We start from the raw sequence: 23985 nt of genomic DNA, 5'->3' as shown, positions 1-23985 counted from the left end.
AAGCCGTCACACTCCTGACCCTGTCAGGCGCCCTGTACGCACGGTTACCCTGCGAGGCAATCATGGCGAAACCAGCCTCTGTCACCCCACGTGGCCGGGCACCGGTCTTTTTTGATGCCAGCGGAAACCGTTGGCGAAGAGTCCTCGGCCTGGTGTTTGCGGCTGTGATGACTGTGGTCCTTTCGACTGCCAGCATCCTCCCGGCAGCGACTGCCCCTGTGCGGCCAGGGCTCCGCCATCAGGCGTCTGACTACCCGCGGGAGCTGTTGGCCCTGCAGGATCTGGAAAATATTCCCAGGATCGGATATCACGAGCGCGCCTCCATCTTTCACCGCATAGCACTGGTTGAGCAAACAGATGGCAAGACTGTGCTCAAGGACCCGTTCAGCGACACCGTCTGGAGGGAGGCCACCCCGGACGAGATACCGCTGATTGGCGCCAGCCCCTACGTGGTGGAGGCGTACGGCGATCCCCTGGAACGCACGCTCATGCTGACTTTCGACGACGGACCCGATCCACGCTTCACCCCGGAGGTCCTTGATCTCCTGTCCAAGGAGGGAGTTCCTGCGACTTTTTTCCCCGTGGGTGACAACATCGTCAAGTACCCCGACATCTTCCGGCGCATCGTCCGCGAAGGGCACATGGTTGGTAACCACACACTGTCCCACATCGACTTCTGGGCCCACGATGACGCCGACAACCGCCAGCAAATCATTGGCGCCGACCGGGTCATGCGTGCCACGGACCAATACGACTCCAGGCTGTTCAGGATCCCTACCGGCAATCCTGAAAACAACACCCTGGCCCTTTTGCAGGCGCAGCAGCTAGGTTACCTGCACGTGAACATGGACCTTGACACGCGCGACTGGGAGTACGCCCCTGGAGTCCCCGTTCAACTGCCCGAGCTTGACGGCAGCGGCCACGTTGTCCTGACCCACGATGCCGGCGGCGACCGCACCGCGACGATCAACATGCTCAAGGAATTCATTCCCCGGGCCAAAGCGCAGGGCTACACGTTCACAACCATCCAGCCCCTGCTGCCGCCGGAATACATCCCGCAACGGAGTACTCCTGCCACTGTGGCGGACAGCGCCACCCTGGCGGCCCTGACAACGTATCTGGTCACACCCAATGTGGTGCTGACCTGGTTGTTCTGGTTCGGCATCGGCTCCCTGACGGTGTTGACATTCCTGTTCGTGGTCCTTGCGCTGGTCAGCAATGCCCGCCAGAGGAAGCGCCGTTGGGCCAGGATTGAGGACAAGGACTGGCCGTTCGTCAGCGTGGTGCTGCCGGTGTTCAACGAAGAGCTGGTGGTGGCAAAAACCCTGGACGCACTCAGAGCCAGTGACTACCCTCTGATGGAGGTGGTGGCAGTTAACGACGGGTCCTCTGACGGAACGCTCGCCGTACTAACCGACTACGCGAAAACGTGGCCCGGACTGCGTGTCATTGACCAGCCCAACGGCGGAAAGCCTGCCGCCAGCAACCACGGCATCGACGAGTCCTGGGGAGAGATCATCGTCACTCTCGATGGCGACACGCTGTTTGAGCCGCAAACCATCAAGATGTTCGCCCGCCACTTCCTGGCTCCCCGCAATGGCAAGGAAGTGGGTGCCGTGGCCGGCCACGTCAAGGTAGGAAACCGCCGCAACCTCGTTACCGCCTGGCAGAGCCTTGAGTACCTGTCCGGAATCTGCGTCACCCGCATGGCCGAGGGTCTGATGGGCGCTATCTCCATTGCTCCGGGTGCCTGCGCTGCGTGGCGGGGCGAGGCGCTCAGGAAAGCCGGCGGCTACTCCCACGACACCCTGGCAGAAGATGCCGACCTGACGCTTTCCCTGCAGAAGCTGGGCTACAGCATCGTGCAGGAGAACGAAGCAGTGGCCTGGACCGAGGCTCCCCTGACTCTGCGTGGCCTGTTCAGGCAGCGGCTCCGCTGGACCTACGGCAACATCCAGACGCTCTACAAGCACCGTTCCATGTTGTTCAGGCCGAAGTACGGAGCACTGGGGATGCTCACCATGCCGTACGCACTGATTTCAGTAGTCGTCCCGCTCATCTTCATGCCGCTTACGGTCCTTGTCGCGGTCATCAGCCTCAGCAGAGGGGAATGGCAGGCCATCGCGATCTTCTCCGTGTTCGTCGCCTCAACCCACATGGTGGTCTCCATCGTGGCGGTGCTGATGGTCCGGGAAAGCCTGCTGCACCTGCTTATGGTCCCCATCTACCGCCTCATCTACGAGCCCCTCCGTGCGTACGTGGTCTTCGGGTCCGCTATCCAGGCCCTGCGCGGAACCTCCGTGGGCTGGTACAGGCCGGAGCGAACCAACAGCGTGGTCATGTCCCCCGTCCCGCGAAAGGCAGGTGCCGTTACGCCGAGCCCGGTCTGACCTGGAGCTTCCCCCACTATGGCTCAATAAATGCGACTGGAATATAGTGGTCCATCCTGACATCCACGCATTTGACCAGCGAGGTGGCGTCGATCAATGCCGGCATCCATGTGGCGGGGCACCGTCGCCGTTGGCCTGGCTGCGGCATTGTCCCTTTCAGGGTGCGCTCCGGTCCGGGAAGCCAACGGCCGGGAGGAAGAAGTGAGCCAGGCCGGGCCGGACACCCGTTGGTTCGGCGGATATCTGGACGTGACCATAGTCCCGGGACCTGGCCTCCAGGATGTGCCCTCACCGGGGAAGGCAACAACGGTCCTTTCCTTCGTCACCGCCAATCCCGGCAAGCCATGTGAAGCGTCCTGGGGTGGCTCCTATGACCTCGAACAGGCCAACAGCCGGCTGGATCTCGACAGCCAGGTGGACGCCTTCCGCAAAGCCGGCAATGACATCGCCGTATCCTTCGGCGGCCAGCTCGGCAAGGAATTGGCAGTGGCCTGCACAGACGACGTTGCATTGATGCGCGCCTATGCAGGGGTCATCGACAGGTACGGACTGGCCACCGTGGATCTCGATGTCGAGGGAGCGTCCGCCGCCGATCCGGCAGCAGCCAAGCGGCGGGCCGACACCATGGCACGGCTCCAGGGCAGCCGCCCCCCTGACGCTCCGCTGAAGATCTGGCTGACGTTGCCGGTCTCGGTACAGGGGCTGACACCGGCAGCCATCGTCTCCCTGGAAACGATGATCGCGGCAGGCGTTGAACTCGCCGGGGTGAATCTCATGACAATGAACTTCGGCCCGCTCCCTCAAGGGCAGTCCATGCTTGATGCATCAATCAGCGCGGCTGAGGGAAGCCACCGCACCCTTGCCGGCGTCTACGAACGTGCTGGCAGACCGCTCGAGGCCGAAGCTCTGTGGAAAAAAATCGGACTCACGCCGATGATCGGGCAAAACGATGTGCCTGGCCAGATCTTTACCCCTGCGGACGCAGAAGGGCTGAATGCCTTTGCGCGGGAGCGTGGCGTCGGGCGGATGTCCATGTGGTCGTTGAACAGGGACACAAGCTGCAACTCCCGCGGACAGGTGCAGCCCGCCGGCGTGGCTACCCACAGCTGCAGCGGCCTCGAGGGGCATCCCGGGATGTTCACGGAGGCGCTCAGCAAGGGATTTGTGGACACTGATTCGTCTGCGGGGCGGTGAGAATGCGGAAAGCAGCCGTCGCGGCGTCGGCCTTGCTTGTCTTGTTCCTGACGGCCGCCGGCTGCACAGGTGCCTCTCCCCAGGAACCAGGTGAACGCCTTTATCCGAAGGTATACGTCACGGCGTACTCCTGGTTCGACAATACTCCCGCGGGGTCGCCGACCATCAGCCACCCTGTCCTGCACCGGACGGCGGGCGGCGCGGGTACGTATGAAGATCCGGTCACCCTGGCGGTAGGGCACTCTTTGGAGACAGGCGAGGATGTCATGGATCTCCCGGCAGGAACCAGGGTATATGTGCCCAGCGTACGGAGGTATTTCATCGTGGAGGACACGTGCGGTGACGGGCCCTCGCCGGAGGACGGACCGTGTCATTCCGGGGTGGAGGAATTCGGCGACGCCTCCCTGTGGATTGACCTGTGGATCGGCGGCGAGGGGGGAAGCGCAGCACTGGCCCAGCGCTGCGCCAGGTCCCTCACAGGCGTTCACACAGTGATTTTGAACCCGGCGGACAACTACGTGGTGGCCTCCGGCCAAGGCGTGATCCACGACGGCCGCTGTGATGCTGACTACGGGAACGACGTAATCACGAAGTAACTGCGGGATCAGTGCTGCGTGATCAGTGCTGCGTGAGCGAAACCCATTTGTCGAGAACAGCTGCGGCTGCGCCCGAATCGATGGACTGGGCGGCCCTGGCCAGCGCCGCGCGCATGCGGTCAAGGAAAGGGCCGTCCGCCGTCAGATCAAACGCGACCAGGCCGGCCGCAGCGTTAACCAGGACGGCGTCCCTGGCCGCGCCCTGCTTGCCCGCAAGGACTTCACGGACGACGGCGGCGTTTGCCGTGGCGTCCCCGCCGCGGAGGTCCTCCACCGTTGCGGGACGGATCCCCAGATCGGCGGGTGCGAAGACAAGCTGGGATACCGCTCCGTTGCGGATTTCCCACACAGTTGAGGGCCCCGTTGTGGTCAGTTCGTCCAGACCGTCATCGCCGCGGAAAACCAGTCCCCGGCTGCCCCGCTTGGCCAAAACCCCGGCCACCAAAGGTGCCATCCGGGCATTCGCCACACCCACAGCCGATGCCTGCACCAGAGCAGGATTGGTGAGCGGACCAAGGAAATTGAACGCGGTGGGAATCGCGAGTTCACGCCGGGGCACGGCAGTATGGCGGAAGGACGGGTGGAATACCTGGGCGAAACAGAAAGTGATTCCCGCCTCCGCCGCGTTCAGTGCCACCCGCTCGACGGGGAGGTCCAGCCTGACACCGAGGGCTTCAAGCACATCGGCCGAGCCCGACGACGACGACGCCGCGCGGTTGCCGTGTTTGACCACCTTGGCTCCGGCACCGGCAGCCACCAAGGCCGCCATGGTGGAGATGTTAATGGTGTTCTGTTGGTCACCGCCCGTACCCACGATGTCCAGCTTCTCGCCCGGGATGCTGATCGGTCTGGCGTGGCCCAGCATGGCATCCACCAGCCCTGAAATCTCATCGACGGTCTCGCCTTTAGCACTGAGTGCGACCAGGAATCCGGCTATCTGGGCGGGCGTCGCCTCCCCGGACATAATGGTGTCCATGGCCCAGGCGGTGTTGTCCGCGGTCAGGTCAGTCCCATTGATGAGTGCGGAGATGAGCCGCGGCCAGGTGTTGCTGGCCGCCGATGCGGTTGCCTGAGAAGTCACCTCCTGATGCTATCCAGCGACCCCGGCCATGACCAATGCGGACGGCAATGGGAACTTTTCGCTGTGATTTCGCGTCTTTGTAGAAAAAGTCCCCTGAAAAGGCGGTTCGCGTTGGGAACTACGGAGTTTTATAGACATAATGTCTATGTGACATCTGCGACCCATGCCCCCAGTACCCCGGCGCACCCAACGCTGAACCGCCCCAATATGGTTTCTGTCGGAACCGTAGTCTGGCTGTCCAGTGAGTTGATGTTCTTCGCCGGTCTCTTCGCCATGTACTTCACGCTGCGCTCCACGAGCGGGCAGATGTGGGCGGAAGAGACAGCGAAGCTCAACTTCCCCTTTGCGCTCGTCAACACCATCGTCCTCGTGGCAAGTTCCTTTACTTGCCAGATGGGCGTGTTCGCCGCCGAACGGCTTCAGCCGCGGAAGACCGGCGGTCCGTTCCAGTTTGTCCGTTGGGGCATGAACGAATGGTTCACCCTGACGTTCATCATGGGGGCATTCTTCGTCGCAGGCCAGACCACGGAATACGCCATGCTGGTCTCAGAGCACGTTTCGCTCTCGTCCAACGCCTACGGCTCGGCGTTCTACATCACCACCGGCTTCCACGGACTTCACGTCATCGGCGGCCTCATCGCTTTCCTCTTCATCATCGGACGCTCGTTCGCGGCGAAGAAGTTCGGCCACTTCGAAGCAACCTCGGCAATTGTCACGTCCTACTACTGGCACTTTGTCGACGTTGTCTGGATCGGCCTCTTCCTGGTTATCTACGTGCTGAAGTAGTCGGGCTTTGATTCCTTTTCTACAAGAGGCAGAATTTCAAGAAGCGGCTCACGGAGCCGGCGCAGGATCGAATAAAGGAACCACCACGTGAAGGCTCTCTCGCAAAAGCGGCGTCACCCACTTGCAGTAATAGCGCTGCTCCTGATGGGACTCCTCGTCACTGGTGGCCTCTACGCCGTGGCCACCACCGTCAACGAGGCAAAGGCCTCCACCACGAGCTTCAGTGCGAATGATACCGCTGAGGGCGAGAAGCTCTTCGCCGCCAACTGCGCCACCTGCCACGGCATGGGTGCCAGCGGCAGCCAGGCCGGTCCCTCGCTGGTTGGTGTCGGCGCAGCTGCCGTCGACTTCCAGGTTGGAACCGGCCGTATGCCGATGCAGATGAACGGCCCGCAGGCCTACAAGAAGCCGGCCCAGTTCAACGACGAACAGACCCACCAGCTGTCAGCTTATGTAGCTTCCCTGGGAGCCGGCCCGGCAATTCCTGAAGAAGGCCTGTTGGACGAAAAGGGTGACGCCGCCGCCGGTGGCGAGCTCTTCCGTGTGAACTGCGCAATGTGCCACAACGCCGCAGCTGCCGGTGGCGCCCTGACCCGGGGAAAGTTCGCTCCGGCCCTGGCTGACGTCTCCGGCAAGCACATCTACGAAGCGATGGTCACCGGTCCGCAGAACATGCCGGTCTTCAGCGACGCCAACGTCACCCCTGAAGGCAAGCGCGACATCATCACCTTCCTGAAGCAGATCGAAGCCAATGGATCTCCCGGCGGCGCAGACCTCGGCGCACTCGGTCCCGTGGCCGAAGGCCTCTTCGTCTGGGTGGCAGGGCTGGGCGTCATCATCGCCTTCACCATCTGGCTGACTTCCCGTACGTCCTAGGGCGTTGCGGCAACATAAAGAACTTCTGCTGCCCAGTCAGCAGTTTGACATTGAAAACTAACTCGGCGGAAGCCGGGACGAGAGAAGGATGAGGCGAATTATGGGCAACCATAGTGACGGCAGTCCGAACCACTCGGGCACCGTAGCTACGGCTGGTCAGAATGAGGTGGAGAAGTTCCAGGATCCTGGAATTCCCCCGCACCGTTTGCGCCTGGCCGACACGGACCCGAAGGCCGCAAAGCGTGCAGAACGGCAGGTCGCCATACTTTTCGGCGCCTCCGTGCTCGGCACCCTGTTGTTTCTGGTGGCATACTTCGCCATCGATCTGGGTGACGCAAGCATCGCCACCATCCGGCTGCAGAACGCCTTGCTGGGCCTCGGCACAGCGTTTGCCATGCTGGGCATCGGCACGGGAATCGTGCACTGGGCCAAGGCCCTGATGCCGGACCATGAAGTCTCCGAAGAGCGCCACGCCATCCGCACCGAAGACGACCGCAAGGCCGCCGTCCGGATTGTGGACGACATCGTGGAAGAGACCGGCATCAAGCGCCGTCCGCTCATCCGCAACACGCTGCTTGGCGCCGTGGCCCTCGCACCGCTCCCCGCCCTGGCGATTTTCGGTGACCTTGGCCCCCGCCCGGACAATAAACTGGCCCATACCATGTGGGCCCCGCAGGAAGGCAAGCTCAAGCGCCTTACCCGCGACCCCGACGGCACACCCATCAAGGCCTCTGACGTCACCATCGGCTCAGCCTTCCACGTTATTCCGGAAGGCCTGAACGAACTGCATGAGGGCAAGCTCAACGAAAAAGCGAAAGCCGTTGTTCTCCTCATGCGTCTTGACCCCGCCTCGCTGAACCCCTCAGAAGGCCGCGAGGACTGGAGCTACAACGGCATCGTTGCCTACTCCAAGATCTGCACCCACGTCGGTTGCCCCGTTGCTCTTTACGAGCAGCAGACGCACCATCTGCTGTGCCCGTGCCACCAGTCCACCTTCGACCTCACGAATGAGTGCAAGGTGATCTTCGGCCCCGCCAGCCGGCCCCTCCCCCAGCTGCCGATCGCAGTTGACGACGAAGGCTACCTGGTCGCAACCAGCGACTTCAATGAACCTGTAGGACCAAGTTACTGGGAGCGTGATGAGCATGAGCGCAGCATCAAGAGCTGAAGCCCCCGCCTTCGTCGCCAAGACCAAAGCCGGACGTATCACTGATTTTGTTGACTCACGGGTCGGCGGATCAGGCATCCTGCGTGAATTCGGACGTAAAGTATTCCCCGACCACTGGTCGTTTATGTTCGGCGAAGTCGCACTGTACTCCTTCGTTATTCTGTTGCTGTCGGGTACCTTCCTCACCTTCTTCTTTGATCCGTCCATGGCGGAAACGCACTATGACGGCTCGTACGTTCCGCTGAAGAACGTTGAGATGTCGGTGGCTTACAGCTCGTCGCTGGATATCTCCTTCGACGTCCGTGGCGGCCTCTTCATGCGTCAGGTACACCACTGGTCGGCACTTCTGTTCGTAGCCTCGATCGCAGTGCACATGCTCCGGGTGTTCTTCACCGGCGCGTTCCGCAAGCCGCGCGAAATGAACTGGGTGGTGGGCGGCGTCCTGCTCATCCTGGCCATGGCCGCCGGCTTCACCGGCTACTCCCTCCCCGATGACCTGCTCTCCGGCAACGGCCTGCGGATCATCGACGGCGTTATCAAGTCGATCCCCGTGATCGGTACCTACATCTCCTTCTTCCTCTTCGGGGGAGAGTTCCCAGGGACCATGGTCATCGGCCGTCTGTACATGCTCCACATCCTGCTGGTGCCTGCCCTCATCCTGCTGATGATTGTCCTGCACCTCTTTATGGTGGTCGTTCACAAGCACACGCAGTACCCTGGCCCCGGCCGCAACGACGGCAACGTTGTCGGTTACCCGCTCGGACCGGTCTATGCAGCCAAGGCAGGCGGATTCTTCTTCATCGTCTTCGGCGTCGTGGCCCTGATGGCAGCCTTCTTCACCATCAACCCCATCTGGAACTACGGACCCTACGACCCCTCTCCCGTGTCCGCCGGTACCCAGCCTGACTGGTACATCGGTTTCGTTGACGGTGCTTTGAGGCTCATGCCGGGTGTCATCGGCGACTTCCACTTCGAGTACGTAATCTTCGGCTACGTCCTGACCCTGAACGTCCTGCTTCCGGCCCTGGTGCCCGCAGGCATCCTGTTTACGGTGATGTTCATGTACCCGTGGATCGAAAGCTGGATCACCAAGGACAACCGCGAACACCATGTCCTGGACCGTCCGCGCAACGCCCCCACCCGCACCGCCATTGGCGTTGCCGGCTTCGTCTGGTACTGCGTCATGTGGGCCGCTGCAGGTTCAGACCTCATCGCCACGCACTTCCACGTGTCGCTGAACGATGTCACCTACTGGCTGCGTGCTCTGTTCTTCATCGGCCCGATCATCGCCTTCATCGTTGCCAAGCGTGTGGCACTTGCGCTCCAGCGTAAGGACCGCGAAATCGCACTGCACGGCCGCGAAACCGGCCGCATTGTGCGGCTGCCGCATGGCGAGTTCATCGAAGTACATGCACCGCTGGACGAATACAAGCGTTACAAGCTGGTTGGCTTCGAGTCGCCGGCCCCCTTGCCTGCGGTCCCCAATGACCACGGCATCGTGACCGGTAAGGAAAAGCGGCGTGCGTTCCTGTCCAGGTGGTTCTTCGAGGACCGGGTTGCACCGGCCACTCCCGCCGAGCTGGAAGCCGCCCATGGCCACCACGCCCCGGCCATTGAATCGGCAGAGGAAAGCAAGAGCCTCAGCCACTGATTCACAACTGTTCTAATCCAACGCAAAAGGCCTGGTCCCTGGGACCAGGCCTTTTGCGTTGGCGGCCGGAGGTGCCGGTTCTCCTGCCAGAACGTGATCAGTTGCTGCGATACCCTGAGGCGTGGTTGCGGGCAGGCCTGGCACCGGGTCGCTGCAACGGCACCCACAGCTTGTACCGATCGGCCCGGTAGTAGGAGACCGAGTAGTCCACCATCGCCCGGGCAACAAAAGCGTGGCGTTGAATCTTAAGCAAGGGTGTCCCAACATCGACGTTAAGAAGCCGGGCAGTTGACGGTGATGCCGCCGTCGCCTCGATCATGTCCTCGCCCCACTCCATCACCAGGCCGAACTGTTCGCTGAGCACGTTGTAGAGGGAAGTTGGAGGATCGCCGTCCAGCAGCCCCGGAACACGGTGTGCCGGGATGAAGTTCTCGTCCACGCTCATGGGCTCGCCGTCAGCCAGCAGGAGCCTCCGGAACCGCACGAGGGGTGTCCCCTCCTCGACCTGTAGCTCACGGGCTAGGAAAGCACTCGCACCGATCTGCTCGAAACTCAGCACCTTTGCCGCGGGGACCATTCCGCGCCGCTGCATTTCCTCGCTGTAGGAAGTGAGTTTTACCTGAAGGTCGAGTTTTGGCTTCCGGACGAATGTCCCGAGGCCTACGACGCGCTCAATGACCTCTTCACCAACCAGTGCGTCGATGGCCTGGCGGACCGTCATCCTGGCGAGGCCAAACCTTGCCGCCAGATCGCGTTCAGATGGCAAGGCCGATCCCGGCGGACAGGAATCACTGATGTAGGCCCTGAGGAGTTCCCTCAGCTGGACGTAGATGGCAATTCCGCTGCTCCGGTCAATTTCACCGGCAACTCCGCCGGCATCAGCAGCCACGGAAGGACTCTCCTGCTTCTGTCTTCACCCTCCAATCTTAAAGCAACCGGGAGCAGGTCTAGACCAGCCGGGCTCATGGCTTCCGGGACCGCCGCCACATTTGGATGCGCAGGCAGTTGGCCAGCTATATTGGACAGGAAATTTCAGCTGTAGACGGCTGCGCCGTCTGGAATAGGGAGCCCACTTGCCAGTGCACAAAGCGGTCGTGTCGGCGTCAATCGGATTGCACGCCCGCCCGGCAGCAGTGTTTGTCAGGGCCGTGACGGAAACAGGACTTCCCATCAGGATCCGGAAGGAAGGCATTGAAGCGGTCGACGCCAGGTCATTGCTCGAAGTCATGACAGCAGATTTCGAATGCGGCTGCGAGGTGGAGCTTTCCGTACCGGACAGCGCCGCTATGGATCCCTCAAGCCTCCAGGCAGCCGAGGATGCCCTCCAGTCACTCGCCGCCCTTCTGGAGTCGCAGGGGGCGCACTGACGCCGTGCTGCGGCACCATCCGGACCTGGGCGACAATGCCCCTCTCCCCGGCCGCGCCGAAGTACGTCGGGGTGACTACGTGGCTACTGACTTCTACGGCGGTCGGAACTGACCCCCCGCCGTCGTCCCCGAACGCTCTTTCACTTCCTGCCGCATTCTTCCCAACGCTCTTTCACTTACTGCAGCATTCTTCCCAACGCTCTTTCACTTCCTGCTGCGATCTTCCCGACGCTCTTTCACTTTCCGTCGCGCCGGGACTGTCTGAATAACGGTGTGTGGGGTCCGGCCTGATCCGAAAGGAGACGGCCGTGTCAGAGTCCACGACCGAGATGGCAGGGGTGATGATCGATCCTGTGACGGGAGAGATTATCGATCAGAAGGAGCTTGCGGAGCGGTTGCTCGCGCAGGCCAGGGAACAGGGTGTGAGTCTGGTAGGCCCGGGCGGGTTACTGAACCAGCTGACGAAGAACGTGCTTGAGGCCGCGCTGGAAGCGGAGCTGACCGAGCACCTGGGCCACGAGCATGGCCAGACGCCGATCGGCGCCAACATGCGCAACGGCACCAGGTGCAAGACCGTGCTGACCGAGATCGGCCCGGTCGAGATTGAGGTGCCCCGGGATCGTGAGGGATCATTCGAGCCGGTGATCGTGCCCAAGCGGAAACGGCGTCTGGACGGGATCGACCAGATCGTCCTCTCGCTGTCCGCCCGGGGGTTGACCACCGGGGAAATCGCCGCGCACTTCGAGGAGGTCTATGGGGCCAGAGTCTCCAAAGACACCATCAGCCGCATCACGGAGAAGGTCGCCGGGGAACTGGCCGAATGGTCGGCCCGGCCGTTGGATCCGATCTATCCGGTGCTCTTCGTTGACGCGATCGTGGTCAAGGTCCGTGACGGGCAGGTGCGCAACACCCCGTTCTACGTCGTCATGGGCGTCACCGTGAACGGGGAGCGGGAGATTCTGGGCATCTGGGCCGGCGACGGTGGCGAGGGCGCCCGCTTCTGGCTGCAGGTATTCTCCGAGCTGAAGAACCGGGGCGTGGAAGATGTGTTGATCGCGGTCTGCGACGGGCTCAAGGGCCTGCCGGAGGCGATCACGACCACGTGGGAGCAAACGGTCGTGCAGCAGTGCATCGTTCACCTGATCCGCAACAGCTTCCGCTACGCCGGACGCCAGCACCGCGACGGTATCGTCAAGTCGCTCAAGCCCGTATACACGGCCCCGTCCGAACAAGCGGCAAAGGACCGGTTCGCCGAGTTCACCGCCGAGTGGGGCAGCGATATCCGGCCATCGTACGGCTCTGGGAAGCCTCATGGGCCGAATTCGTGCCCTTCCTGGAGTACGACGTGGAGATCCGGCGGGTGATCTGCACAACGAACGCAATCGAGTCGATCAACGCACGCTACCGAAGGGCGGTGAGGGCCCGCGGGCACTTTCCGAACGAAACCGCCGCCCTGAAATGCCTGTACCTCGTCACCAGGTCCCTTGATCCAACCGGCGGTGGTCGGGCACGCTGGGTGATGAGGTGGAAGCCGGCGCTGAACGCGTTTGCGATTACCTTCGCGGGCCGGTTCGAAAGAGCCACTCAATAATGAAAACCGGCCGGACCCCACACACCGTTTATCGGACAGTCCCGTCGCGCCAGCTTTTGTGACTGCATAACCGGCTCTCCCCCCTGTCTGCCGTTCGCAGCGAACGAGTTTAGCCAACTCGCACTTCGAAGGTGCCAGAGCGTCGCAGGAAAAACGGCAGGAGGTGCCAGAGCGTCGCAGGAAAAGCAGCAGGAAGTGCCAGAGCGTCGCTGATAGCGGAGCGCGGCCGCCTTTGCCATTGCCCTTACCCTTGCCCTTGCCGTTGCCGTTGCCGTTGCCCCTACCCTTGCCTTCGCCGTTGCCGGGGCCGGAAGTTGACGACGTCGTGCCCCACCTTTCGGTGGGGCCCGACGTCGTTGTTTGCCTACTTCAGCAGCGGAGCGCCAACGCTAGTGTGCGTGGTCTCCACGGCTGTACTCAAAGACCCATCCAACAAGGGCCACGAGCGCGAGTCCGCCTGCGATGAAGACGATCCAGAATCCGACAGCCATGCCGAGGAATCCTCCGGCGCATGCAAGGCCGAGGACCAGCGGCCACCAGCTCCAGGGGCTGAAGTGGCCCTGCTCGCCGGCGCCCTCGTGGATCTCGGCGTCGCTGCGGTCCTCCGGGCGGGGGCCGACGCGCTTGCCGGTGAAGCCGAGGTAACCGCCGATCATGCCTGCGAGGCCTGCCAACAGCAGGACACCCAACAGGCCCACGGGCTCATTCCAGTTGGTCAGGAAGCCATAAACCAAGGCGACAGGAATGAAGAAGAAAACGCCGCCTCCAAAAATCCATGATTCGATCTTCACTTGGCTGTGTCCTTCTGGTCGGCGTTACCGAGTACCGCTGCGGCCGGAGCCGGTGAGTCCACTGTGTGTACCTGGGAGAGCTCGGGGTGGTGCAGGTCCAATGCCGGGCGCTCCGAACGGATGCGCGGCAGTGAGGTGAAGTTGTGGCGGGGCGGGGGGCAGGACGTTGCCCATTCGAGCGAGGCACCGAATCCCCAGGGATCGTCCACCTCTACGCGGTCGCCGCTGCGCCAGGTGATGTAGACGTTCCAGAAGAACGGGATGAGCGAGGCACCCAGGACGAAGGAGGCAACTGTGGAGAACTGGTTCATCCACGTGAAGTTGTCCTCCACCAGGTAGTCGGCGTAGCGGCGGGGCATGCCCTCAACTCCGAGCCAGTGCTGGATGAGGAAGGTGCCGTGGAAGCCCAGGAACAGGAGCCAGAAGTGGATCTTGCCGAGGCGTTCGTTGAGCATCTTGCCGGTGAACTTGGGCCACCAGAAGTAGAAGCCCGCGAACATCGCGAACACCACGGTGCCGAACACCACGTAGTGGAAGTGGGCCACCACGAAGTAGGAGTCAGAAACGTGGAAGTCCAGCGGCGGTGAGGCCAGGATGATGCCGGTCAGGCCACCGAAAAGGAACGTGATGAGGAAGCCGATGCTCCAGAGCATGGGTGTTTCGAACGTCAGCGAACCGCGCCACATGGTGCCGATCCAGTTGAAGAACTTCACACCGGTGGGCACGGCGATGAGCATGGTCATGAACGCGAAGAACGGCAGCAGGACCGAGCCGGTCACGTACATGTGGTGGGCCCATACCGTCACTGAAAGCGCAGCAATGGCGATGGTGGCATACACGAGGCCCTTGTAGCCGAAGATGGGCTTGCGGCTGAAGACCGGGAAGATCTCCGAGACGATGCCGAAGAACGGCAGCGCGATGATGTACACCTCGGGGTGGCCGAAGAACCAGAACAGGTGCTGCCAGAGAACGGCACCGCCGTTTTCCGGATCAAAGATATGCGCACCGAACCGGCGGTCGGCACCAAGGGCGAACAGCGCCGCGGCCAGCGGCGGGAAGGCCATCAGGACCAGGATGGACGTGATCAGGGCGTTCCACGTGAAGATGGGCATACGCCACATGGTCATGCCGGGGGCCCGCATGCACACGATGGTGGTGATGAAGTTGACCGCGCCAAGGATGGTGCCGAAGCCGGACAACGCCAGGCCGAAGACCCACAGGTCACCGCCGACTCCCGGGCTGAACGTGGTGTTGGACAGCGGCGCGTAAGCGAACCAGCCGAACGAAGCGGCACCCTGGGGGGTGATGAATCCGGAGACAGCAATGGTGGAACCAAAAAGGAAGAACCAGAAGGCCAGCGCGTTCAAACGGGGGAAGGCCACGTCCGGGGCGCCGATCTGAAGCGGCATGATCACGTTGGTGAAGCCCGCAAACAGGGGCGTCGCGAACATCAGCAGCATTACCGTGCCGTGCATGGTGAACAGCTGGTTGTACTGCTCCTTCGTCTGCAGGATCTGCATACCGGGCTCGAACAGCTCGGCGCGGATCAGCAGAGCCATCACGCCGCCGAAGCAGAAGAACACGAAGGACGCGATCAGGTACATGTACCCGATGGTCTTGTGGTCAGTGGAAGTGATCCAGTTGACGACGATGCGTCCCTTGGATTTGGGAACCACGGGGGCCGTGAGGACGCCGGTGGTGGGTGCGGATTGAGTGTATGTAGCCACGTCGCTCCCCTTACTTAATTTCGTTCAGGTTGGGGTTACGGTCGTACTCTTCGCCGAGGAGTCCAATGTTGCCCGCTGACCGGAGCTCATCCATGTGTGCCTGGAACTCGGTTTCAGACACCACCTTGACGCGGAACAGCATTTCGGAGTGGTACTCGCCGCAGAGTTCGGCACACTTACCGTCGTAGGTGCCCTCCTTGGTGGGCGTAAACCTGATGTAGTTGGTCTTGCCCGGGATCATGTCGCGCTTCTGCAGGAAGGCGGGAACCCAGAAAGAGTGGATGACGTCGCGGGCATTGAGCTCGAGGTCAACTGACTTGTTGACCGGCAGGTAAAGCGTCGGAAGCTTTTCCTTGTCGATCGTGTTACCCGTCAGGTGCGCCTGCTCACCGGCTTCGTAGACGTCCTCTTCGATGACGTCGCCGGCTTTGTAGTTGAAGTCCCAGGCCCACTGCTTGCCACGGACGTCAACGACGACGTCGGCAGGCTGGGAACGGTCATCAATGGCCTGCTGGTCGCGGTCAGTGAAGTAGAAGAACACCAGGACCATGAAGATCGGGATGGTCAGGTAAAAGACTTCGAGCGGGAGGTTGAAGCTGGTCTGGCGCGGGAATCCTACTGTCCCCTTGCGGCGCCGGTAGGCCACGATGCACCAGATGATCAGACCCCAGGTAATGGTGCCCACAACCAGGGCAGCAATCCACGAGTTGACCCAGAGGTCCATGATGCGGTCAGTGTTACTGGTGGTGCCCCGTTCAGTGGGCAGCCACCCTCTCTCTACCTCTGGCGAACATCCAGTCAAAACCAACGCGCCGGCGATTGCCAAGGCTGAGATCGTAGTGATCGTTGTGCGTCGGCTGCCGGTTCGGTTCTGCGAACTCACAGACGGCCCTTCCTACTTGTTGCTGGAGCCCGGCAAGCAAAAAGCAGTCCCGGGCACACTAAAAGTTTTACTACTCGGTGTAGAGCTTACCGCTCCGCCGGGCGTTTCGCCCACATGTCGGCGCCGTGCCTCCGTACCGTTTTAGAGGTACAGAAAACAGGCGCCGGCATCGGGCGAAAAGACCGGGTCAGTGGAACGAATCACCGCAGGCGCAGGAGCCGCCGGCGTTGGGATTGTCGATGGTGAAACCCTGCTTGGAGATGGTGTCCTCGAAGTCGATGCTGGCACCGCTCAGGTAGGGCACGCTCATCTTGTCAACGACAACTTCGACGCCGTCGTAATCGCGGACGGCGTCGCCGTCGAGCAGGCGCTCATCGAAGTAGAGCTGGTAGATCAGTCCCGAACAGCCACCGGGCTGGACAGCAACCCGGAGGCGAAGGTCGGTACGGCCTTCCTGTTCGAGAAGACTGCGGACCTTGCCTGCGGCGACGTCGGTCAGCTTGACCTCGTGGGCAGCCAGTTCTTCGCTGCCGGCGCTGGTGGTTTCGGTGCTGTTCTCATTGGTTGCGGTGCTCATTGGCCTACCTTCTTAGGACGGGTCCTGGCGGTGCTGCCTGGGCGGCACCTGCCCCTACGGATACGGTACGGGCTATAGCTACATGCTACTTCGGTCAGACGTGTAGCTCTAACTCCTGGCGTAACCATCAGTACTGCCTGGTTGTTCCCTGCGCGGCGCCCGTTGCCGTTTCCGGCAGCAGGCTCAGGCCAGGCCGTCGGCATTCAACCGGGCCAGCAGCAGCGCCTCGGCCAGCACTGCGTTCCGGAAATCGCCGATGTGGAGGGATTCGTTGGCGCTGTGGGCCCTCGAATCCGGGTCCTCGACACCGGTGACCAAAATCTGCACGTTAGGGTAAAGCTCCGTCAGGTCCGCAATAAAGGGAATGGATCCGCCGATCCCCATCTCCACTGCGGGTACACCCCAGGCCTCCCCCAAGGCCCACATGGCGAACCCTGCGGCCTGGGACGAAGTATCAGTCAGGAACGGGTTGCCGCTCTCACCCGGGGTGAACACCACCTTCGCCCCGAACGGTGCGTTCGCCTCCACGTGGCGCCGGACCGCGTCCATCGCTTCGGCAGGCACCTGTCCCGGGGCCAGGCGCAGGCTGAACTTGGCGCGCGCCCGTGGCAGCAGGGTATTGGAAGCCACGTCAACGGCAGGTGCATCAAAGCCAATGATGGACAGCGCCGGTTTGGTCCACAGCCGAGAGGCAATGCTTCCTGTGCCGGCCAGTTGCACACCGTCCAGGACGGAGGCGTCAGCGCGGTACTCCGCTTCAGTGAGGTCCACGGCGACGTTATCGGATGACACCAGGCCCTGGATGGCTACGTTGCCCTCCGCATCGTGGAGTGTGGCTATGAGCCTGGCGAGCAGGGTGGGGGCATCCAGCACGGGACCGCCGAACATGCCCGAATGGACAGCGTGCTCGAGCACCTGGACTTCGATTGTTCCGTCCACGAGGCCCCGCAGGCTGGTGGTCAGGGCCGGAACGCCCACCTTCCAGTTGCTTGAATCGGCGACCACGATGACGTCCGCCTTCAGCAGTTCGCGGTGCGTCTCCAGGAAGGGGCGGAAGGTGGGCGAGCCGGCTTCCTCCTCACCTTCGATGAAAAACGTCACCCCGAGGCCGAACTCACGGCCGAGGACCTCAGCGGCAGCAGTGTACGCGGCCACGTGGGCCATGATGCCGGCTTTGTCATCCGCCGCACCGCGGCCGTAGAGCCGGCCGTCACGCTCGACGGCGGTGAACGGCTCTGATTCCCACAGAGCCGGATCGCCGGGCGGCTGGACGTCGTGGTGGGCGTACAGGAGAATGGTCGGCTTCCCGGCGGCTGCCTGGCGGCGTGCGACGACGGCGGGCCCGCCGTCGGTTCCGTCCGCCTTCCTGCTCCGCACAACCTGGACTTCATCAAGTCCTGCCGCGCGCAGCAGTTCCGCTACTGCCTGGGCGCTGGCTTCCAGCGGGGCGGGATCAAAACTGGGCCAGGCGATGCCCGGGATCGCCACGAGCTCCTTGAGCCGTGTCATCGTGGCGTCGAAGGACCCGCTGACGGACAGCCGGAGTGCAGCCGTGTCGATGGTCCCGGCAGAGCGGGGGTTGTCGGAGCTGCTGGCATCGCGCGGGGTCTCCGCTGGAGAGGAAGTCATGGCGATCACAATACCCGCGCGGAATCTCCCGGGCCGCAAGGTATTCTGTTGAGGTGTTCGGACGTAAAAAGGAAGCGCCAACGGCGCAGCAATCAATAGACCAGCAGGCCGCTGAAGCGGCCGCCCGGCAGGATGCCGCGTTTGGCAAGGGCGCACCCACGCCCACGCGGAAGGCCCAGGAAGCTGCGAGGAAGCGGCCCCTGGTGCCGGAGGACCGCAAGGCATCCAAGGCTGCTGAGCGCCAGGCCATCCAGGACCAGCGGACCAAAATGCGCCAGGCACTGGATACCGGCGACGAGAAGTTCCTGCCCCTGCGTGACAAGGGTCCGCAGAAGCGCTTCACCCGTGACTACGTGGATGCGCGCTTCAGCCTGGGTGAGTACCTGATGTTCGGTGCCTTGGTTTTCGTCATCATCTCGTTGATCGTCCCCGCCTCGAGCGAACAGATGATTTACGTCCTGGGCGGTTTCTGGGTGATGTTCCTGGCAGTGTTCGTTGACGTGTTCATCCTGTCCCGCCAGCTCCGCAAGAGGCTGACCGCGAAATTCGGCGAAGTGGAGCGCGGCACGGTCTGGTACGGCTCCATGCGGTCATTGCAGTTCCGCAAGCTGCGGCTGCCCAAGCCGCTCGTCAAGCGCGGCCAGTACCCGTCCTGACGTGCCGGGCGGATGCAGGTCCGCCGCACACTCCGTTCCTTAGCCAACAAGCCCCGGCGGTCTTTCCGCCGGGGTTTGTTGTCTGTCAGGAGTAAGTGTTGCCCCGTCGGTTCTCCGGCGTCAGCTCTCCGTTGTCCGTTGTCCGCTGTCAACGGCGCCTGTGCGGGTCCGGGCCTTGGCCAGTTCGCGGTTAATGCGCGCCGCCCAGAACGGTCCCTCATAAAGGAAGGCGGTGTAGCCCTGGACCAGGGTTGCGCCGGCGTCCAGGCGCTCCTGCACATCCAGGGCCGTCTCCACGCCGCCAACTGCCACCAGTGTGATCGCGCCGCCGGTGGCTTCCCGAAGCCGGCGGAGGACTTCCAGCGACCGCTGCTTCAGTGGTGCCCCGGACAGCCCGCCTGCGCCGCACTCGGCAACCTTGCCGGCCGGCGACGCCAGCCCGGAACGGCCGATGGTCGTATTGGTGGCGATGATCCCGTCCAGCTTCAGGTCCAACGCCAGCCGGGCAACGTCGTCGATGTCTTCGTCGCTGAGGTCCGGGGCAATCTTCACCAGGAGGGGGACGTGCCGCCCCGCCGCACGGTCTGCCTCCTCCCCCACCGCGGACAGGAGCGGCCGGAGCGTCTGCACATCCTGCAGGAGCCGCAGGCCCGGAGTGTTGGGCGAACTCACGTTGACCACCAGATAGTCTGCGGCCGGCGCGAGGCTCCGTGCGCTCACCAGGTAATCAGCCACGGCATCGTCGAGTTCTACTACTTTGCTCTTCCCGATGTTCACTCCGATGACGGGGCGCACGTTGGGGTGCCTGCGCTGCAGGGCAGCACGCGCTGCCTTGAGGCGCGGCTCCACAGCTGCGGCGCCGTCGTTGTTGAACCCCATCCGGTTGATCACCGCGCGGTCCTCAATCAGCCGGAACAGGCGCGGTTTCCCGTTACCCGGCTGTGCCTGGCCGGTAATGGTTCCGACTTCCACATGGCCGAACCCAAGCTCGGTGAGTGCCTCGATGCCCCGGCCTTCCTTGTCAAAGCCGGCGGCGAGGCCGAACGGTGACGGGAAGGTGACACCGAATGCCGTGGTCTGCAGGGACGGCGCCGGTGCCGTGAACCTGGCCAGGACGCGGCCCGCGCCGGAAGCATGGACGAGCTTGATCCCCTTAAATCCGATCTTGTGGGCGCGTTCGGCGTCCATCCATGAAAAGGCCAGCCTGAAGAATGTCGGATATACGCGCATGGCTCTAGTTTTCCGTCTTGGGCGGTCCAGACCAAACCGGCGGCCGCCTGCAGGGCCGGTTAGCATAAAACCATGACGTGGCAGCCAGACATCCTCGGTGCAGGCTTTGAGGCGCGCACGTTCCTCGCCGCCGGCTCCGACGGCGTTCAGCGGACCGCCACGCTGGTCCGGTTCCGGCCCGAAGCGCCTGTTGGTATGGGACCCGGGGAAGGTCCCGCCACGGATCCCGGTGAGCGGCGGGGGCCGCGGCGCACCGTGCTGTTCCTCCACGGCTGGAGCGACTATTTCTTCAACGTGGACCTTGCGCAGTTCTGGACCCGTCACGACTACGAGTTCTATGCACTGGACATGCACAACCACGGGCGCAGCCTCCGCCCGGATGCTCCCGGCGGTTACGTGGCCAATCTTGCAGATTACGACGCCGAGATCGAGTACGCCATCGGGATCATCCGTTCCGATGCGCCCCCCGGGGAACAGGCCCACCAGTCCCAGAGCGCTCGGGACGAATCAATGCTGCTCACCATGATGGGGCATTCCACCGGCGGCCTTGTGGCGGCCCTCTGGGTCAGCAACCACCCGGGGACGGTGTCCCACCTTGTGCTGAACAGCCCCTGGCTGGAGATGCACGGCAATTCGCTGGTCCGCCGTGCAGCATCCACCATGGTGGGACCGGTGGCGCGTTTCCGCCCCGAGGCGGTTCTCCGCCTGCCCGAGCGGGGATTTTACTGGCGGACCATCAGCAGTTCGGCCGACGGCGAGTGGGCCCTTGATGACAGATTCCGGCCACCGATGGCCTTCCCGCTGCGGGCCGGTTGGCTGAGTGCAGTCCTTTCCGGTCATGCCAAGGTGGCCCGCGGGCTGGCCATCGACGTTCCCATCCTGGTGCTGCTCTCACGGGGCAGCGCCACCGGACCATTCTGGACCGAGGAAATGCGGCGGACCGATGCCGTCCTGGACGTCAACATCATTGCGCTCCGGGCGCTGACGCTGGGGCGCACGGTAACGGTGGAACGGATTGACGGCGCGCTCCACGACGTCTTCCTCTCGCCAGCCGGAATCCGGGCAGACGCCTACGAGCGGCTCACCCGGTGGTTACGCGGCTACGGTTCCTCCGGCAGCGCCGAACCTGGACACAGCGCATGACAGGGCCGGCCGCCGGCGCGTTGCCGGGTATGGATCCGCTGCCGGAGGGCACGGCCGGGGACCTCTGGACCGAAGACTTCCTGGGCCCGGACTTTCAGGTCCGCGAACTTCCTCTTGCCCCCGACGACGAAGGTGCCGTGGTTGCTACCCTGATCCGGTACGCCGGGCCGCCGGAGACGGGCAGGGACAATAGCCACGGGTCGGGCGCTAAGGTGGTGCTTTACCTGCATGGCTGGGCTGACTACTTTTTGCAGGCCGAACTGGCCGAACAGCTCGCGGCGCAGGGCTTCCATTTCTATGCACTGGATCTCAGGAAGTTCGGGCGGAGCCTGCGGGAATGGCAGACCCCCGGCTTCGCTACGGAGCTCAAAATATACGACGAGGACCTGGCGGCCGCTTTGGAAGTGATCACGGCCGACGTCGGTCATCCCGGGGATCCGCGCAGGCCGCCCCAGGTGCATCTTCTGGCGCATTCCTTCGGCGGCCTCATCGCGGCGATGTGGGCGCACCGCCACCCGGGCTCCCTGGCGACCCTTATCCTGAATGCACCGTGGCTGGAACTCCAGGGCAGCAGCCTGATCCGGAACATCGCCATGCACCTGGTGGAACCGCTGGCACGGGCAGATCCACGGCGCCCCTTCAACTTTCCCGAGATGCCCGGTTACTGGCAGAGCGTCAGCAGCGAGGCCCACGGTGAGTGGCAGCTCCATCCCATCTGGCGGCCGGCAGCCTCGTTCCCGATCCGGGCAGGCTGGGCGAAAGCGGTGCTGGCCGGGCATGCTGCCGTCGCGAGGGGTTTGGACATCAGTGCACCGGTGCTGGTGCTGCTCTCGGACAGGACGAGGATCCAGGCCGAATGGACCGAGGACCTGATGCATGTTGATGCAGTCATCGATGTAGAGGAGACCGCGGGGCGTGCCCTTCGCCTCGGGCGGAGGGTTGCAGTGTTCCGCTACCCCGGTGCCATCCACGATGTCTTCTTATCGCAGCGGCAGATCCGGGAAGAAGCCTACCGAGACGTCGCGGGCTGGGCGCAGTCCTACCCTTGCGGAGCGGCGGCGTCTACCGCACCGCCGTAACGCCGGTCCCGCTGGGCGTAGATCTCTACTGCCTTCCAGAGCGTCCGGCGGTCCACATCGGGCCACAACGTGTCCATGAAGACGAACTCCGCGTAGGCGGACTGCCAGAGCAGGAAGTTCGACAACCGCTGTTCACCGGAGCTCCGGAGGAACAGGTCCACATCCGGCAGGTCCGGCTCGTCCAGGTATTTCTGGATCGTTTTCTCGCTGATGGCTCCGGGCTTGAGCCGCCCGGCCGCAACCTCGGCGGCGATGGCGGATACGGCGTCGGTGATCTCGGCGCGCCCGCCGTAATTAACACACATGTTCAAAGTGCAGGTGCTGTTGCCCGCGGTGAACTCTTCCGCATCTTCGAGCTCCCGGATCACCGACCCCCACAACCGTGGCCGGCGGCCGGACCAGCGTACGCGGACGCCCCATTCGTCCAACTGGTTCCGCTGCCTGCGTAGCACGTCCTTGTTAAAACCCATCAGGAAGCGCACCTCTTCGGGTGAGCGCCGCCAGTTCTCGGTGGAGAAGGCATAAACGCTGACGTATTCGATGCCCAGCTCAATGGCACCGGCCATCACGTCCAGGAGGGCCGGCTCACCGGCCTTGTGGCCCTCGATCCTGGGCAGGCCCCGCTGGTTGGCCCAGCGGCCGTTGCCGTCCATGACTATGGCGACATGCCGTGGAATGAATTCTGCGGGGATCGCCGGGGCAATTGCACCGGATGGGTGGGGATACGGCGCGATCACGGGGGTGGTCCGCTTCCGCGCAATGTTCTGCTTTTTTCCCAGTACCACTGTCAGCTACGCTCCACATGTTTGAGGGATTTGAGTACCCGTTCGAGATGCCATTGCAGGTAGGCGGCCACCAGGCCGGCACCCTCCCTGCGGTGCTGCTCCTGCGAGCCGTCCGCCGTCGTCCAGTCCCCCGTCAGCAAGGCGGCCAGCAGGCTGACGGTCTCAGCTGCAGGGGCGGGCGAGCCGGGGGGCCGGCAGTCAGCACAGACCATGCCGCCGATGGGGGCGGAGAACGCTGTATGCGGCCCCGGCCGCCCGCAGCGCGCACAGTCTGTGAAGCTGGGCGCCCAGCCGCCGGTGGCAAGGGCCCGCAGGAGATAGGAATCGAGGATCAGCCCGGGCGCGTGTTCAGCGCGGCTCAAGGACGCCAAGGCGCCGACCAAAAGGTTGTACTGGGCGGTTCCGGCTTCGCCGTCGACGTCGGTCAGCTTCTCCGCTGTTTCGGTCATCGCGGCCGCGACGGTGTAGCTGGCGTAGTCCGCCGCGATACTCCCGCCGTAGGCCCCTTTGGCCACAGCTTGGGTGACGATGTCCAGGGTCCGGCCCGACACCAGCTGAAGGTCGGCCACCATAAAGGGCTCCAGCCGGGCGCCGAATTTGCTGCTCGTCCGGCGCACGCCCTTCGCGACGGCGCGGATCTGGCCGTGATGCTTAGTCAACAGAGTGATGATGCGGTCCGCCTCGCCCAGCTTGTGCGTCCGGAGCACGACGGCGTCATCGCGGTAGGACCGCGAGGCAAAGGATTGTTGGACCACGGTTAATCTTCGCACTGACTGCCGGAAAGC

The 23985-nt window shown here is 63.2% G+C and carries 21 protein-coding genes and 1 pseudogene; 12 read left to right on the top strand and 10 right to left on the bottom strand.

Annotation, left to right across the window (positions count from 1 at the left end):
* Nucleotides 1–62: 62 nt before the first annotated feature.
* The 3 genes from AC1MCA_RS20010 (at nt 63) to AC1MCA_RS20000 (ending at nt 4180) form a co-directional block, all read left to right on the top strand.
* Entirely contained in the window at nt 63–2390 is a 2328-nt protein-coding gene (locus AC1MCA_RS20010; protein WP_479800078.1) for a bifunctional polysaccharide deacetylase/glycosyltransferase family 2 protein, read from the top strand.
* Nucleotides 2391–2486: 96 nt separating this feature from the next.
* Nucleotides 2487–3584, top strand: coding sequence for a chitinase (locus AC1MCA_RS20005; RefSeq protein ID WP_479800076.1), 1098 nt, complete (start codon nt 2487–2489; stop codon nt 3582–3584).
* A gap of 2 nt (nt 3585–3586) precedes the next feature.
* Nucleotides 3587–4180, top strand: a complete 594-nt coding sequence (locus AC1MCA_RS20000) for a hypothetical protein (protein WP_479800073.1) — start codon at nt 3587–3589, stop codon at nt 4178–4180.
* A gap of 22 nt (nt 4181–4202) precedes the next feature.
* Here AC1MCA_RS20000 and trpD read toward each other — a convergent pair whose 3' ends face one another.
* Entirely contained in the window at nt 4203–5261 is a 1059-nt protein-coding gene (gene trpD / locus AC1MCA_RS19995; RefSeq protein ID WP_479800071.1) for an anthranilate phosphoribosyltransferase, read from the bottom strand.
* 147 nt (nt 5262–5408) lie between these two features.
* Between trpD and ctaE the strand changes: the two genes are divergently transcribed.
* The 4 genes from ctaE to qcrB all read left to right on the top strand — a co-directional run bounded on the left by ctaE (nt 5409) and on the right by qcrB (nt 9742).
* The gene (ctaE, locus tag AC1MCA_RS19990; protein ID WP_181365225.1) at nt 5409–6047 is read left to right on the top strand and encodes an aa3-type cytochrome oxidase subunit III; all 639 of its coding nucleotides are present in this window, start codon (nt 5409–5411) and stop codon (nt 6045–6047) included.
* An 87-nt stretch (nt 6048–6134) separates the two neighbouring features.
* Complete coding sequence (qcrC, locus tag AC1MCA_RS19985) at nt 6135–6923, top strand: cytochrome bc1 complex diheme cytochrome c subunit (protein WP_108599998.1); 789 nt, start codon at nt 6135–6137, stop codon at nt 6921–6923.
* Between the two features lie 100 nt (nt 6924–7023).
* On the top strand, nt 7024–8091 hold the full coding sequence (gene qcrA / locus AC1MCA_RS19980; protein ID WP_108599997.1) for a cytochrome bc1 complex Rieske iron-sulfur subunit: 1068 nt from the start codon (nt 7024–7026) through the stop codon (nt 8089–8091).
* Nucleotides 8069–9742: a cytochrome bc1 complex cytochrome b subunit gene (gene qcrB / locus AC1MCA_RS19975; RefSeq protein WP_108599996.1), complete on the top strand. Its 1674-nt coding sequence runs from the start codon at nt 8069–8071 to the stop codon at nt 9740–9742. The genes qcrA and qcrB overlap by 23 nt, the downstream gene beginning before the upstream one ends.
* A gap of 97 nt (nt 9743–9839) precedes the next feature.
* On the opposite strand, the gene AC1MCA_RS19970 is transcribed toward qcrB, so the two are convergent.
* The gene (locus AC1MCA_RS19970; protein WP_108600850.1) at nt 9840–10631 is read right to left on the bottom strand and encodes a GntR family transcriptional regulator; all 792 of its coding nucleotides are present in this window, start codon (nt 10629–10631) and stop codon (nt 9840–9842) included.
* 184 nt (nt 10632–10815) lie between these two features.
* Here AC1MCA_RS19970 and AC1MCA_RS19965 point away from each other — a divergent pair, with 184 nt between their 5' ends.
* Both AC1MCA_RS19965 and AC1MCA_RS19960 read left to right on the top strand, forming a co-directional pair.
* Nucleotides 10816–11109, top strand: a complete 294-nt coding sequence (locus AC1MCA_RS19965; RefSeq protein ID WP_479800067.1) for an HPr family phosphocarrier protein — start codon at nt 10816–10818, stop codon at nt 11107–11109.
* A gap of 341 nt (nt 11110–11450) precedes the next feature.
* Nucleotides 11451–12700 (top strand): annotated as a pseudogene (locus tag AC1MCA_RS19960) (IS256 family transposase).
* A 389-nt stretch (nt 12701–13089) separates the two neighbouring features.
* Here AC1MCA_RS19960 and AC1MCA_RS19955 read toward each other — a convergent pair.
* From AC1MCA_RS19955 to AC1MCA_RS19935, 5 genes are all read right to left on the bottom strand, one after another.
* Nucleotides 13090–13491: a cytochrome c oxidase subunit 4 gene (locus AC1MCA_RS19955; RefSeq protein ID WP_479800065.1), complete on the bottom strand. Its 402-nt coding sequence runs from the start codon at nt 13489–13491 to the stop codon at nt 13090–13092.
* Complete coding sequence (ctaD, locus tag AC1MCA_RS19950) at nt 13488–15218, bottom strand: aa3-type cytochrome oxidase subunit I (RefSeq protein WP_479800064.1); 1731 nt, start codon at nt 15216–15218, stop codon at nt 13488–13490. Before ctaD ends, AC1MCA_RS19955 begins: the two co-directional genes overlap by 4 nt.
* A 10-nt stretch (nt 15219–15228) precedes the next feature.
* A complete protein-coding gene (gene ctaC, locus AC1MCA_RS19945) occupies nt 15229–16101 on the bottom strand; it encodes an aa3-type cytochrome oxidase subunit II (RefSeq protein ID WP_479800062.1) in 873 nt (290 codons plus the stop codon).
* A 187-nt stretch (nt 16102–16288) separates the two neighbouring features.
* Nucleotides 16289–16678 (bottom strand): HesB/IscA family protein, encoded by a 390-nt coding sequence (locus tag AC1MCA_RS19940; RefSeq protein ID WP_108600854.1) that lies wholly within the window; start codon nt 16676–16678, stop codon nt 16289–16291.
* A gap of 183 nt (nt 16679–16861) precedes the next feature.
* Nucleotides 16862–18307, bottom strand: a complete 1446-nt coding sequence (locus tag AC1MCA_RS19935) for a M20/M25/M40 family metallo-hydrolase (protein ID WP_479800061.1) — start codon at nt 18305–18307, stop codon at nt 16862–16864.
* 53 nt (nt 18308–18360) lie between these two features.
* On the opposite strand from AC1MCA_RS19935, the gene AC1MCA_RS19930 reads away from it, so the two are divergent.
* Entirely contained in the window at nt 18361–18963 is a 603-nt protein-coding gene (locus AC1MCA_RS19930; protein WP_479800060.1) for a DUF3043 domain-containing protein, read from the top strand.
* A gap of 120 nt (nt 18964–19083) precedes the next feature.
* On the opposite strand, the gene AC1MCA_RS19925 is transcribed toward AC1MCA_RS19930, so the two are convergent.
* Nucleotides 19084–20193, bottom strand: coding sequence for a quinone-dependent dihydroorotate dehydrogenase (locus AC1MCA_RS19925; protein WP_479800059.1), 1110 nt, complete (start codon nt 20191–20193; stop codon nt 19084–19086).
* 72 nt (nt 20194–20265) lie between these two features.
* Between AC1MCA_RS19925 and AC1MCA_RS19920 the strand changes: the two genes are divergently transcribed.
* Together AC1MCA_RS19920 and AC1MCA_RS19915 are read left to right on the top strand one after the other, a co-directional pair.
* Entirely contained in the window at nt 20266–21336 is a 1071-nt protein-coding gene (locus tag AC1MCA_RS19920) for an alpha/beta hydrolase (protein ID WP_479800058.1), read from the top strand.
* Complete coding sequence (locus tag AC1MCA_RS19915; RefSeq protein ID WP_479800057.1) at nt 21333–22415, top strand: alpha/beta hydrolase; 1083 nt, start codon at nt 21333–21335, stop codon at nt 22413–22415. The genes AC1MCA_RS19920 and AC1MCA_RS19915 overlap by 4 nt, the downstream gene beginning before the upstream one ends.
* Here AC1MCA_RS19915 and AC1MCA_RS19910 read toward each other — a convergent pair.
* On the bottom strand, nt 22376–23200 hold the full coding sequence (locus AC1MCA_RS19910; protein WP_479800056.1) for an isoprenyl transferase: 825 nt from the start codon (nt 23198–23200) through the stop codon (nt 22376–22378). The genes AC1MCA_RS19915 and AC1MCA_RS19910 overlap by 40 nt on opposite strands.
* A gap of 2 nt (nt 23201–23202) precedes the next feature.
* Nucleotides 23203–23955 (bottom strand): DNA repair protein RecO, encoded by a 753-nt coding sequence (gene recO / locus AC1MCA_RS19905; RefSeq protein ID WP_479800055.1) that lies wholly within the window; start codon nt 23953–23955, stop codon nt 23203–23205.
* Between the last annotated feature and the right edge of the window lie 30 nt (nt 23956–23985).

This window comes from Arthrobacter sp. BK1 (genome assembly GCF_056680055.1).
The sequence above is the reverse complement of the archived record's forward strand: the minus strand, read 5'-3'. Positions and strand labels throughout refer to the sequence as shown.